13 protein-coding genes are annotated in these 11,642 nt (G+C 59.2%); 7 read left to right on the top strand and 6 right to left on the bottom strand.

Translation table 11 applies throughout. The features are described 5' to 3' along the window. Positions 1-130 precede the first annotated feature (130 nt). Both VFQ84_RS09020 and VFQ84_RS09015 read left to right on the top strand, forming a co-directional pair. Positions 131-475, top strand: coding sequence for a hypothetical protein (locus VFQ84_RS09020; RefSeq protein ID WP_325131303.1), 345 nt, complete (start codon positions 131-133; stop codon positions 473-475). A gap of 299 nt (positions 476-774) precedes the next feature. Further along, a complete protein-coding gene (locus VFQ84_RS09015) occupies positions 775-942 on the top strand; it encodes a hypothetical protein (protein ID WP_325131302.1) in 168 nt (55 codons plus the stop codon). Positions 943-1,141: 199 nt separating this feature from the next. Here VFQ84_RS09015 and VFQ84_RS09010 read toward each other — a convergent pair whose 3' ends face one another. From VFQ84_RS09010 to VFQ84_RS08985, 6 genes are all read right to left on the bottom strand, one after another. Continuing rightward, positions 1,142-1,396, bottom strand: coding sequence for a BPSL0761 family protein (locus VFQ84_RS09010; RefSeq protein WP_325131301.1), 255 nt, complete (start codon positions 1,394-1,396; stop codon positions 1,142-1,144). A 25-nt stretch (positions 1,397-1,421) separates the two neighbouring features. After that, the gene (locus VFQ84_RS09005) at positions 1,422-1,691 is read right to left on the bottom strand and encodes a hypothetical protein (RefSeq protein WP_325131300.1); all 270 of its coding nucleotides are present in this window, start codon (positions 1,689-1,691) and stop codon (positions 1,422-1,424) included. Positions 1,692-1,759: 68 nt separating this feature from the next. Next, a complete protein-coding gene (locus VFQ84_RS09000; protein WP_325131299.1) occupies positions 1,760-2,023 on the bottom strand; it encodes a hypothetical protein in 264 nt (87 codons plus the stop codon). A gap of 33 nt (positions 2,024-2,056) precedes the next feature. Continuing rightward, positions 2,057-2,902: an HD domain-containing protein gene (locus VFQ84_RS08995; RefSeq protein ID WP_325131298.1), complete on the bottom strand. Its 846-nt coding sequence runs from the start codon at positions 2,900-2,902 to the stop codon at positions 2,057-2,059. A 19-nt stretch (positions 2,903-2,921) separates the two neighbouring features. Continuing rightward, the gene (locus VFQ84_RS08990) at positions 2,922-4,172 is read right to left on the bottom strand and encodes a tyrosine-type recombinase/integrase (protein WP_325131297.1); all 1,251 of its coding nucleotides are present in this window, start codon (positions 4,170-4,172) and stop codon (positions 2,922-2,924) included. A gap of 28 nt (positions 4,173-4,200) precedes the next feature. Then, on the bottom strand, positions 4,201-4,434 hold the full coding sequence (locus VFQ84_RS08985) for a hypothetical protein (protein ID WP_034213952.1): 234 nt from the start codon (positions 4,432-4,434) through the stop codon (positions 4,201-4,203). 132 nt (positions 4,435-4,566) lie between these two features. On the opposite strand from VFQ84_RS08985, the gene VFQ84_RS08980 reads away from it, so the two are divergent. The 5 genes from VFQ84_RS08980 to VFQ84_RS08960 all read left to right on the top strand — a co-directional run bounded on the left by VFQ84_RS08980 (position 4,567) and on the right by VFQ84_RS08960 (position 11,636). Continuing rightward, entirely contained in the window at positions 4,567-4,797 is a 231-nt protein-coding gene (locus VFQ84_RS08980; RefSeq protein WP_325131296.1) for a helix-turn-helix transcriptional regulator, read from the top strand. 985 nt (positions 4,798-5,782) lie between these two features. Next, positions 5,783-7,489, top strand: coding sequence for an HsdM family class I SAM-dependent methyltransferase (locus VFQ84_RS08975; RefSeq protein ID WP_325131295.1), 1,707 nt, complete (start codon positions 5,783-5,785; stop codon positions 7,487-7,489). Then, the gene (locus VFQ84_RS08970; protein ID WP_325131294.1) at positions 7,482-9,797 is read left to right on the top strand and encodes a sensor histidine kinase; all 2,316 of its coding nucleotides are present in this window, start codon (positions 7,482-7,484) and stop codon (positions 9,795-9,797) included. The genes VFQ84_RS08975 and VFQ84_RS08970 overlap by 8 nt, the downstream gene beginning before the upstream one ends. After that, positions 9,784-10,923: a hypothetical protein gene (locus tag VFQ84_RS08965; protein WP_325131293.1), complete on the top strand. Its 1,140-nt coding sequence runs from the start codon at positions 9,784-9,786 to the stop codon at positions 10,921-10,923. Before VFQ84_RS08970 ends, VFQ84_RS08965 begins: the two co-directional genes overlap by 14 nt. Continuing rightward, positions 10,920-11,636, top strand: coding sequence for a hypothetical protein (locus VFQ84_RS08960; RefSeq protein ID WP_325131292.1), 717 nt, complete (start codon positions 10,920-10,922; stop codon positions 11,634-11,636). The genes VFQ84_RS08965 and VFQ84_RS08960 overlap by 4 nt, the downstream gene beginning before the upstream one ends. Positions 11,637-11,642: the final 6 nt, after the last annotated feature.

Below are 11,642 nucleotides of genomic sequence, written 5' to 3'. Positions count from 1 at the left end.
GGAATGCCGCGCTCTTCCACGATCTTTGCTAGACAGAGGTGTTCGCAGTATGTTGCTCGACGCTGCCCCGAAGATGACACCAGAACAGATCGCGGAGTTTTTGCGGCGTTCCCGGGGTGGAGGCTAGTTCATGAATCTGCAAGCAGAATTTCTCGTTGAGGACGTCAGGAAAGACAAGTCTGGCCGGCTTGTCATAGTTGGTATTCCGAATCGAGGTCGTGGTGTGCGGGTTGGAGACACCTTCGTCATGCGTTATGACGTGCCCCGTTCACTGGAGGACGTACTTGATGAACGCCCTTTGGCCGATCCTACAAATCAGCGCGCCGTATCACTCAGGGTTACGGCGATAGATTCGATGAGAACATTGATCGAAGAGTTGCCGTTGGGCGTAACGGGAGGTCTTTATCTCGAAGGTGACGGTATCGAGTGTCTGGCCAAGAGAACGTTCTTGAAGACGGCTGAGTCGAACCCCTAGCGGGCTCGTTAAGTTCTTCTAGGCGAAACAGCATTCGCCAGCTCAGGCGTTGGTGCTGTTTCAAATAGTAGCTTGGGGCCTGCGCATAACGCCGCCAATGCCGCTCAGCTAGCTGAGAACCTCAGCGCTGCGGAATTGGCGAATACGCTGGTCGACAGTCTTCGGAAGTGAATCGACCAGCTTTTCGTAGACACCTCGAGGCGAGGAGTGACGTTCGATCTCCGCGGGGATTCCTCGGCGTCCTCTTCCATGGACATTTCCTGTCTTGGTGAGCGGGCTACCCAACGAAGCCCGCGCTGATGGAATCGATGATAGCCCAATGCATCAGCGACACGTCCGTCACGTTCGGCCTCAAAGAGCGTCTGATGCTAGAACTTGCGAATGTGGGTATTCCGCAGGTGGAAGGCCGCTGCAATGGGGTCATTTCCAAGCCCGATCAGTGCGGAATGGGCCTGCAGGAAGGCTAGAAGTCGCAGCTGCACCATGGGATCATCGGGCTCCCGTCGCAGCAGCCAGAGCGAGGCTCCCAATGTGCGCTCCAGCGCGCCAATCCCGAGGTTGAAGGATTGTCGGAACCGGAGCGGTGAGAGGTATGCCTGCCCGGGCTGGCGGAACGCCTCCAGTACGCCGGGAGCGAGGGCCTGAAGCGAAAGTGGACTCTTGGGCCTATCCATCCTGATGCGCCCCATGCGTGTAGCCCCGAAGCCAGTCAGGATCGTGCTCCGCACCAAGCGGGCTTCCGCCCCAAGCGTCTTGGGTAGCCCTGGCGAGATGTTCGATCTCACGCAGGCCTGGATAGTGGCGCAGCAGCCGATGGGCTTCCTGGCGGACCGCCTCAGGTAGCGCGGCGTTGCCGCGCAACTCCTTGAGGAACGCGCCCGCTTGCACGAGGGTGCGTCGTCTTTCGTCGGGGGTAGTCATGTGGGTTCTCGATATGGAAGGGAATCTAGTAGTGGCCATGGATCATCCGCAGCAGTGCTTCGCGGACTTCCTCTTGGCGGCCCAGCACCATCAGGTGCAGTGCCGAGGAGTCGCCGATTCGCGCATCCAGGAGCACCTGCCGGGCTTGCGTCGTGTCCATGCCAACGTCATCGATCAACTCCCGCATTCCGAACTCGGGGCTGTCGAGCAGCAGGTTCCACACTTCTTCGGCGCGAGCCTCCTCCCGTAACTCTGATTCCGCGACCAGCTGGCGAATACGGGTTAGTTCATCCATGGGTGCCTCTCATTGACTGCAGTGACGGCCCTACGCTGCGGCGGGGCCGTCGCATGGGCTGCGACGGGTCACAGGTCAAGGGTCGCCAGCAACTGCCGGGCCGTCCGAATGTTCGGGAACAGCATCGGCCGGGGGTTGAGCCACGGGTCGCGCTGGATGATCCAGGGGCTGGTCATCGGGTCGCGGCCCACGAGGCGCCAGCCGCCGAGCACCCGGAGGGCCACGGCCCAACGCATGCGGCGGCGGTCGTCGCGGATCCGGACTAGCCGGATACCCCGGAGCAGGCCGAAGGTGCGGGCGACACGGGCGCAGGAGAATAGAACGATCTTCATGGTCGTGGTCCTCACGGTGGGTGGACCTCCAACCTAGAAGGGGATCTCCCATTCGAAAGTTGCGCACGAATCCGTCGGCGCCCTGCGCGTCTTCTCGCAGCTCATCTGGTCAAAAGACCGGACGATCCGACCGATCGCCAGCGGATACTTGCCTTCCCGGGGCGCGCGGGGACCGCCGAGCAACTCCTGCATCAGCGCCCCAAGTCGCGGGTCCCGCCGGGTCAGGTAGATCAGGTCGAACTCAAGCCGGCCCAGTCCGTGCGCCTCGTGCTCGCGGGGATTGACCGGGTCGAAGGTGACCGGGTCGTAGCACCAGATCTTTCCGAAGTCGTGCAGCAGTGCGAACACGATCCCGAGTTCCCTGTCCTCCTGCGGCAGGCCGCTGGCGCTGGCCAGCATGGTCGCGACCTCCAAGGAGTGCTGGGCCAGGCCGCCCGGGTAGGCGTGGTGGTCGCGACGAGACGCCGGGCTCGTCCAATAGCCGTGCAGAACGTCCTGCTGCAGGAGGGCCCGGGTCACGAACTGGCGAAGGGGGCCGATCTTCAAGCTGTCGATAAGCTGCGTCGTCTGGCGCAGCACCCCCGGGATGGGGCACAACTGCTCAGGCAGCAGCTGCGACAGGGGCGGCTCGACACCCTCACGCAGGCCGAGCAGCAGGTAGTCTTCCTTCTCCTTGCCGACCTCCATGGTGGTCACCGTGCCCCACTGCAGGGCGGAAGGCGGTGTGGTGTCAAGCGAGAGCCAGGTCCAGGCCTCGCACCAGCCTTCCTGGTGATAGAGCCGGCAGCGCAGCCCGCGGTCGGGGTCATGGCCGGGGAGCACCTCCACGACGGCGGGGAAAGAGAGCGTGGCGGGAGCCGCAGCATTCTGGTTGAGCATGGGTGTTCCTCCTTGAACTTTAGGACGCCTTCTTGGCGAGGGTGAGCACCGTAGCCAGCTGCTCGGGGGTGAGGGACTGCAGGGCGGAAAGGATGTCGAGGCCGGCCGGGGCGGGCGGGCCGCTCGTCTGCACCGCGGCGGTGCCGAAATGCCCGTTCACCAAGCCGGCGAAGGCCAGGCCGTCGCTGCGGGTCAGGTTCGGGACGAAGCGCGAATAGACGCGAAACAGCATCTCGGTCGTGGAGTGGCCAAGGATCGAGGCGACCCACTCCGGGTTCTCGCCGGCGGCCAGCATCAGCGTCGCGGCGGTATGCCGCATCTGGTACGGCGGGCGCTTCCTGAGCCCGAGGTTGCGCAACAGCGGATACCAGACCCGGTTCGCGAAGTTCACCGCATCGATCGGATTTCCATGGAGGCTGTGGAAGACCCAAGGACAGTTCGCATGGGCCGCCTTCCGCTGCTGCTCGAGGGCAGCCCGGACCTGCGGCACCATCGGGACGGTGCGCCGCGAGCCTTCGTTCTTGGTGCCGCCATCCCCGTTCCTGGAGTGCGTCCGTTCAACGTGGATCAGGCCGGCCTCGAAGTCGATGTCCTGCCACTGCAGTCCGTCGACCTCACCCGTCCGCAGCCCGGTGAGCAGTCGGACCGTCAGGTAAGGCCTGTAGTCCTGCCGGATCCTCGCGATGAGCTGCTCGACTTCCGGCATGGAGAACGGCATGACGTCCGCCCGCTTCTGCTTGAGGGTCTTGAGGGACCGGCCCGGGCTGGTGAGGCCATGGCGGTCGCAGCCCTCGTTGAGGATGGCCTTGACCAGGGACATCAGCTTGTTGATCCGCTTGGCGGAAATGGCTTGCCCACCCCGGCCGGGCCGTTTGGCGAGCTCGGCCTGGAAGCCGAGCAGGTCGCCCCGGTCGATAGAGGCCAACGGCTTCGGTCCCAGCACCGGCAGGATGATGCGATCCAACGTGTCGCGGATCGCGCGACCGTAGTGGGCCCGCCACCGCGGGGCGGACTCGGAAACCCAGAGCTCGGTGAACTCGGCGAAGGTGGGCGTGGGGTGGTCGTTGGCGGCGGACGGGGCGTCTTCACCGATGCCAGCCTTGGCCCGAGGGCTATCCGGGAACAGGGCGGCGTAGTCGAACGTGCCCTTCAGCAACTCCCGGTCGATCCGCTTGGCCAGCGCCTCGACCGTCCGGCGATTGCCGGGGGTGTCGGGAAGGGCGGTCTGCTCCCGGCAGCGGACTCCCCGGTACTGGAAGTCCAGGTACAAGGTCCGGGTCTCCGGGCGGACACGGACCTTAGCCATGGGCCACCCCGCCGTTGGCCATCGGGATCACCGGGCCGCGCCCCATCGAGAAGCTGGCGATGTCCTTCTCGATGGCCTCCCAGATGAAGAGCAGCTTGCGGCCACCGAACGGGCGGATGTAGTGGACTCCCTCCAGCAGGACGCTGTCCTTGAGGCGGTCGCGGATGGTCCGGATGTCGTAGTGGATCCGGGTAGCCAACTGGTCTGTGGTCAGGTACGTTTGCATCGCGCGTCTCCGTTGATTGGGCTCGACAGGCGTCGCGTATTCGCTACACCTGTCGAGCATCATAGACGACAAGTGTCGTGAGTCAATGACATTTGTCGCCTAAACTCGACGCTATTAAGGATTAATTCAGAAATGATTCGCTTCCGGCTGGCCGAGCTGATCGCCGACAAAGCGTTCAAGGAGCGACGCTCCATCTCCATGACGGAGGTGGCGGAGGGCAGCGGGGTGCACCGCGCGACGCTGTCCAAGATGGCCAATCAGCCAGGGACCAACGTGGGAACCGAGATCGTCGACAAGCTCTGTCGCTACTTCAGTTGCCAACCGGGCGATCTGCTGCTCTATGTCTCGGAAAACTTGGACTAGAGGACTTTCGGTCGGCGCGGCTTTGGGGTGACTGAGCTCAGTGATGCGCCCAGCAAACTTATCTAGAGAGCCGACTGGTTGGAACGACTGCCGCCGCGAAGCTCAGTGTTGACGAGGGGGGCACGCTAGTTTCGCGAACCGCAACCGACCGCTAGCAACCCGTAGAGAACACCGTTCCTGATTGAGGGAAACTTAGTGGATTTGCCTGTCGACGACTGACGGAAAGCTATATTTACGCGGGCGCAACTGGCGATTAACTTGTTGGTCGATGGGCCTCTGTTGCGGATTCCCGCTGATAAGGTCGTCGGTTCCGGTGGATGCCCAACAAGTCGTTGATGCTGTCCGCGCCCGAGACGAAGCAGCTGACCAATTTCACTTCCGACCCAAAGCGGTCATATCGCCCCGCCGCAACGACCCCGCCACGCCTCGTGAAATCCATCCGCGCAACATCGATCTCAAACAGTACGACACCGTTTGATGCGGCTCGCCTGTGTGGTTCTCTAGTGCCGCGCCGCCCATCTGCGAGCTCGGTGAGCACAATCGCTTCGAGGTCAAGCATGTCGCGCTACTCACCACCTACAACAGCAATTTCGATGATGACCGGATTGCCGTGTTCAGGACCAAGTGGATCGGGCCAGGGCGTCCGCCTGTGTACGTGTGGAAGCAAGGACGGGGGCTTCTGACTTAGCACACTACCGCGGTCCTTCGTGCCCAAAAATCAGAAGTTTGCTAATGTCCGCCTTGGAAAAGTATCCCGTGGTGGCTAACTGATGACTAAACCTATACTTTCCGAAGTATCGTTTGGGCCTGCAACGATACAAAAGCTGCGTCGAATCGCATTGGACGCCAACCTTCTCCGGGCGTTAGGGCTAGAGGAGGGCGACAGCTTGGAAGTTTGCCTCCTGGTCGAAACTGGGGAGATTCGACTTCGGAAACACATCGGTACCAAACAGAGGGCAATCGCGAAGAATAAGGCACGAAAGCAATGAATCTGCTGACGATTCGCCAAACGGTCGCTTCAGCCGATAGCACCGCTCAGATTAGACCACTAGCTAGAAAGCGCGAGCTGGGCGCCTTCTACACGCCGTCAGCAATTACCGAGGTGCTATGCGACTGGGCCATTAAGAGTTCCAGTGATGTCGTCCTTGAGCCAAGCTTTGGTGGTTGCACTTTTATTGACGCATCAGTGCGGCGGCTGCACGAGCTTGGCGAGGCCAACGCCAAGAACCTCTTTGGTTGTGACATAGATCCAAGCGCGTTTGAATATCTTCGTCGAAGGGTGCACGGAGTTTTCCCAGAAAACTTTTATCTCGGCGACTTCTTGAGTTGGACGCCGAGCGGCATTCCAGGCGGGTTGGTGGATGTTGTCATCGGTAATCCACCGTATGTGCGGTATAGCAATCTAGCTGCCGATCAGAGGTCTGCAGTTGACCATTGGGCCAAAACGCGTGGAGAACCACCAAGTCGTCGAGCGAGTCTTTGGCTGTACTTCACAATCCACGCACTCAGCTGCCTACGGAAAGGCGGACGAATGGCGTGGGTCTTGCCCATCAGCTTCATGACTGCCCACTATGCATCCAGTTTGCGTCAGACGATCTTCGACAGCTTCAGGAAAGTTGCTGTAGTGACGCTAACCGAGCGGGTCTTCGTGAACGAAGGAACAGAGGAACGAACGCTAATCGTTCTGGCAGAAGGGTACGGGGAGGCACATGACGGCAATCCGAATACCATAAGCTGCCTGGAAAGCATAGATGAGCTGAAAGCTTTTGTTTTCCGCTTGCAGAGCGTCGGGGCTATGGAGATCCATGGCGCAGCAAGTCACGGCATGGTTCCCGGGTCCGCTGGTGATTTGTTGACAAGCCTTGAGTTGGAGCAGGGCGTCAAGAGAGTTGGCGAGCTCGCAGACGTTCAGATCGGAACAGTCTCTGGGGACTCGAAATTCTTCATAAAGAACGCGGAAGAATGGAAGGCAGCCGGCGTAAGCAGGTTGCACCTTCGCTATGTCGTGCCTAGAAGCCGATGGCTCGATGGCCTGATGCTCGGTGAAGCCGACAAGAGGCTACACGAACGGAGCGGCGTCCCTTGCCTCGCGCTAGATCCTCCATCCAATCCGAGAGCCAAAGCACTCCTTCGCTACCTAAAAACATATGCGAAGGGCGCGATTGCAACGAACTCGACGTTCTCGAAGCGGCCGCATTGGTATCGCTTTCTCGACGAAAAAGTGCCAGATGCACTGTTCGTGTTTATGACCCACCTTGGCCCTAGATTGGTAATCAATTCTGCTAAGGCAAACTCCACGAATTCGCTGTATCGAATCTACTTTAATCCAGGTCAGAAAAAGCAGGTGAAGCTGCTTGCAATATCTCTGCAGACCACATTTACGCAACTTGCTGCCGAGAGGTTGGGGCGCATCCTTGGGTCGGGCGGACTCAAACTGGAGCCGAGCGAAGTAAAGCGGCTGCCCGTTCTCCTGCCAGAAAAGTCCAATGACGAAGTTCGCGAGGCTTTTGCCGCAATCGACAAACTGGTACGACAAGGCGACGTAGAGGCTGCTCGCAAGCTGGCTGACGCATTCGTTTTCTCCGCGGAAGAACGATTCAAGGAAGCGCTTCCTCTGCTGGGAGCAAGTCTTGAAACGGCACGTCGCCGCCGAATCCGTAGTCGGCAGGAAGGAGGCAACGCCCATGGGTGAGAACCAGGTTAAACAAAAGCTCTTAGACGCATTGGCCGACGATAAGACAGACTACGGTCGAATTCTCGCCCTTGCTCACGATCTCTCGCGCGAAGATCAAAACTCCGTTCGATTCTCGGTAGATGCAAGCCACATCTCTCGCCTTGGGCTGGAGCTTGTTTCAAAGCAAGAGACTGCAATCTCAGAGCTGGTCAAGAATGCTTACGACGCTGACGCCATCACCGTGGATGTCGTATTCAAGAACTCAGCGCAAAAGGGTGGCTCGCTGGAAGTACTTGACTCTGGTAACGGGATGACTCGGGAACAGCTTCTGGACGGCTTCATGAGGATCTCGACCGCGGACAAGGTGTCCGAGCCCCGTTCTCCGATATTCGGCCGACAGCGGGCGGGCAGAAAGGGCATCGGCCGCTTCGCTGCGCAAAGACTTGGGCGACGTCTACGAGTTCTCACCCAGAGAGAAGGGGATGGCCACTCGCTCGAGATCGAGATTGATTGGGAGAAGTTCCAGTCAGGCGTCGACCTGCATCAGATTGCTAACGAGATAGTCGTAGCTAGGGCGAGGCCGACAAAGGGGACAACTCTACTTATCGATGACCTGCGCGACGCATGGACCGAGGCCCAGATTAAGCGGGCCTATCGCTATGTATCCGATTTGCTGCAACCATTTCCACTCGATCGAAAGAGTGGCGCGAAAGGTTTAGTGGGTAAGTACAAGGTTGATCCGGGTTTCAAGGCTACGTTCTACAGGGAGCACGGTGACAACCTGGCTTCAATCGCCAGCGACGAGCAGGACATCTATCAAGCAGCCATTGCGAACATCTCTGCGCACGTTGATGAGGCTGGGCAAGCTTGGTTCACTGTTGCGTCTACCCGATACCCGATATCGCTCACCGATGCGGCGCTCAGGTTCGAGCCGAAGTTGCGCAGCAGGCTTGGGTCGGAGGCTCAAAGCTATGACAAGATTAGCGGTGTTCGCCTGACGGCACATTATTTCATTCAGGACAGTCTGCCGTCTGGCTCACGGGCGTTGGTTCGCGAGGTCCTGAATCGCGTCGGCGGCATTCGGCTCTACCGCAATGGTTTTCGAGTACTTCCATACGGCGAGAACTTCGACGACTGGCTGGGCCTCCAGCGGTCGAGCGCGTTGCGCGAGCTCCTCCCCCCGCATCACAACTCGAACTTCATCGGGTTTGTTGAGATCCTGGACGTCGAGGGCAAGCGATTCCAGGAAACTGCCAGTCGCGAAGGTCTGGTCGAGAACGAGGCGTTCTCCCAGCTCCAAGACTTCGCCTACCGAGCCCTCGTCGCTGGTGTGATCGAGGTTGCCAGGCATCGTAAAAAGAAGGTGTTCTCTACTGACGAACAGCAGGTCAGGTCGGACAACCAAGTACCCCCTGTCGGTCTGAAGGAACGTGCAAACGACGTGGCGAATCGATTGCGAGCAATCGCTGGCAGTGTCGATTCCGAGCAGGGTGGCGACGCCTTGGAGGGCGACCGCCGCTCGTTCTCGGAAATAGCTGATGAGATCGAGCTCATCAGCGCGAGGTCCGAGGAGGCGCTTGAAGAAGTTGGCATGCTGCGAGTACTGGCCAGCCTCGGCCTCACGATTGGTGAGTTCACCCATGAAGTTCGCCACGCCTTGGCCGCGCTTGGCGTCGCAATTGAAGGTGTGAGGCACGGTGGCTCTGATGCGGCAGTTGCAGAAAGGATAGCCGAGCAAGTGATTCTCCTAAGAAGCTACATGCGCTACTTCGATGATGCGGTGACCCAAAATGCGCATCGAACGCTTGAAGCACACGAGCTCAGGGACATCCTGAACGAGTTCGTAGAGGTCATGCGGCCCACGTTGGACCGCCAGAAGGTGTCAATTGAGCTCTCGTTCAAGGGTTATGACCTATTCGCCAGGCCCATGCACAAGTCTGAATGGGCCTCAATTCTTCTAAACCTGTTCACGAACGCACTAAAGGCTATCCATAGGGCGCGCGTAACCGGTCGAATTCTGATCGCCACCAAGGTCGCTGACGATTCGCTGCAGATTGATTTCATGGATAACGGAGATGGGATTCCAGCGGAGAACTGGGACAAGGTCTTCGACGCGTTCTTCACTACCAGTGCGCCTCCTGGTGTGCTCGCACCGCACACTGAGCAGCTCGTAGGCACGGGCCTCGGTTTGAAGATTGTCCGCGACATACTCGATGCCGCCGGTGGCCACATTCAGGTTGTGGAGCCACCCTCCGGCTTCACTACATGCATTACGGTGACCGTGCCGCGGGCACGAAAGGATCAGATCGGCAATGACCGCTACTAAGTTCCTTTGCATCGACGACCAGCAGGACTCGTCTGTTGACGACCTCCTTCTTAACCTTGAGAACAACGGGCCGGTGAGGTTTGTCCGCCGAGCTCCCCAAGGGCTGGATCAGCAGCTTCCGACCATTGCTGAGTTCGTTAAGGAGGCGAAGGGAGGAGCGATTGGTCTACTCATCGACCTGCGCCTTGATGTCGATCCCGATAGCGACGGCAATCGTGTTGCGTACCGAGGGCCGACGCTCGCGCAGGAGATCCGGACTCGGATGACCGAAGGTGAGCTCCCTTCGTTCCCGATTGTTTTGTGGTCGGTGAACGGGAAGTTCCGCCAATCTTACTTCGGTGACGAAACGTCCCATGACCTATTTGACGAAGTGCTCGGAAAGGATGAGGAGGTTGTAGCCGCGCCCGGGGATGTCGCGCTGAAACTCGCTTCTCTCGCCTGGGGCTATGTCGCTTTAGTCAATGTTACTGAGCGTGATGCGCTCCATCGACTAGGTCTGGAAGGGGCGAATGACGCGCCCGTCTATGCAAGGTTTGCTTCTGAGTACTTGGACATCGTTGGCACCAAGGGCAAGCACGAGATTGCCCATCTCGTGTTGAAGGAGCTTATCGGCGCTGAAGGGCTCCTCATCACGGAAGGGATGCTTGCGGCACGTTTGGGTGTAGATGTCGGCGCCTCTGCGGAGGCTTGGTTTCAGCTCAAGGATGCCTTGAAGGGTGCTATGTACGCGGGCCCCTTCTGCGAGGGTTGGGCGCGATGGTGGTGGTACCGCGTGGAGGACTGGTGGGCCTCCATCTCCGATGGAAAGGCCGACCTCAAGAGACTCACTGCTGCCGAGCGGGTCGAGCGGCTGACTGCTGCTCTTGGAGGCAATCTCGTGCCGGCTGAGCCAATAGACGCGTCCTACAGCACAAAGTACTCGACGTTGTGCGTCGCGACTGATCGTCCGCTGGATCCTATTGACGGACTCCGAGTCGTTCGGCGATCGGCACGCGGATGGCATGACGCGGTGTACGTCTCAGTCTACGGCGCTCTCGAGCGCAAGAATAAGGACCGCTGGCGCTTGGATCCATTGGAGCGGGATAGGTTCGACAGGATCAAGGAAGAGCGGAGCAAGGAGAAATGAGTAAGATGCAGTCCGCTGACGTCGTTAGGCGTGACATGTCGACCGCACTGCTTTCGCTTTCTCAGGTTCTAGCAAATACGAATGGAATTGTTGTCAATCCAGACGTTCTCAAGTCATCTGCAAACACCGTCAAGAGAGAGGCGAAGGGTGACACTTGGGAGTATCAGGTTGTCGGCTTACTACTTCGTGTGGACACGCCGCAGAACACGCTCCCCGTCGATTGCGCAAGCCCGCTAACAGTCCAGTTCGATCTTGACATGAAGGGCGTTTGCAATGCGGATCCAGTTGATGAGGTGACACATCTCGTGCTCGAGATTGTGATTACCTCGGAAACCGGCGATCACGTCTGCGCATGGCACCTTGACCGACACATAGAGGGCGGGAGTTCAACCGAGGCGCACCCATTGTACCACCTTCAGCACGGTGGGCATGCCATGAAGGAACATTCGGAGTATCTTGGTCGCTCCTTGCTATTGCCAGCTCCACGAATGGGGTGCCCCCCTTTCGATGCGGTTCTTGCAATCGACTTTGTGCTTTCAAACTTCGCTGGCGACTGTTGGCACAATCTTAGGGACGAGCCGACGTATCTCCGGCTTCTCCAAGAGTCACAGAAGCGCTTCTGGAAGCCCTACTGGAGCAAATTGGCAAGTTGGTGGGAGCAAGGGCCAAGGGATGAGAAGAGTATCGCAGCACTCTGGCCGCACCTCGTGTGATTGAGT

Source organism: Arenimonas sp. (assembly GCF_035721105.1).
Taxonomy (GTDB): Bacteria; Pseudomonadota; Gammaproteobacteria; order Xanthomonadales; family Xanthomonadaceae; genus Arenimonas.
This window is presented reverse-complemented; position numbering and strand designations above follow the sequence as displayed.

Excerpts from the sequence above, each read along its gene's own strand:
- VFQ84_RS08995 (WP_325131298.1), bottom strand. The coding sequence starts at position 2,902 with ATGCTCAACCAGAATGCTGCGGCTCCCGCCACGCTCTCTTTCCCCGCC.
- VFQ84_RS09005 (WP_325131300.1), bottom strand. The coding sequence starts at position 1,691 with ATGGATGAACTAACCCGTATTCGCCAGCTGGTCGCGGAATCAGAGTTA.
- VFQ84_RS08985 (WP_034213952.1), bottom strand. The coding sequence starts at position 4,434 with ATGCAAACGTACCTGACCACAGACCAGTTGGCTACCCGGATCCACTAC.
- VFQ84_RS08960 (WP_325131292.1), top strand. The coding sequence starts at position 10,920 with ATGAGTAAGATGCAGTCCGCTGACGTCGTTAGGCGTGACATGTCGACC.
- VFQ84_RS08975 (WP_325131295.1), top strand. The coding sequence starts at position 5,783 with ATGAATCTGCTGACGATTCGCCAAACGGTCGCTTCAGCCGATAGCACC.
- VFQ84_RS08965 (WP_325131293.1), top strand. The coding sequence starts at position 9,784 with ATGACCGCTACTAAGTTCCTTTGCATCGACGACCAGCAGGACTCGTCT.
- VFQ84_RS08980 (WP_325131296.1), top strand. The coding sequence starts at position 4,567 with ATGATTCGCTTCCGGCTGGCCGAGCTGATCGCCGACAAAGCGTTCAAG.
- VFQ84_RS09020 (WP_325131303.1), top strand. The coding sequence starts at position 131 with ATGAATCTGCAAGCAGAATTTCTCGTTGAGGACGTCAGGAAAGACAAG.
- VFQ84_RS09015 (WP_325131302.1), top strand. The coding sequence starts at position 775 with ATGGAATCGATGATAGCCCAATGCATCAGCGACACGTCCGTCACGTTC.
- VFQ84_RS09000 (WP_325131299.1), bottom strand. The coding sequence starts at position 2,023 with ATGAAGATCGTTCTATTCTCCTGCGCCCGTGTCGCCCGCACCTTCGGC.
- VFQ84_RS09010 (WP_325131301.1), bottom strand. The coding sequence starts at position 1,396 with ATGACTACCCCCGACGAAAGACGACGCACCCTCGTGCAAGCGGGCGCG.
- VFQ84_RS08970 (WP_325131294.1), top strand. The coding sequence starts at position 7,482 with ATGGGTGAGAACCAGGTTAAACAAAAGCTCTTAGACGCATTGGCCGAC.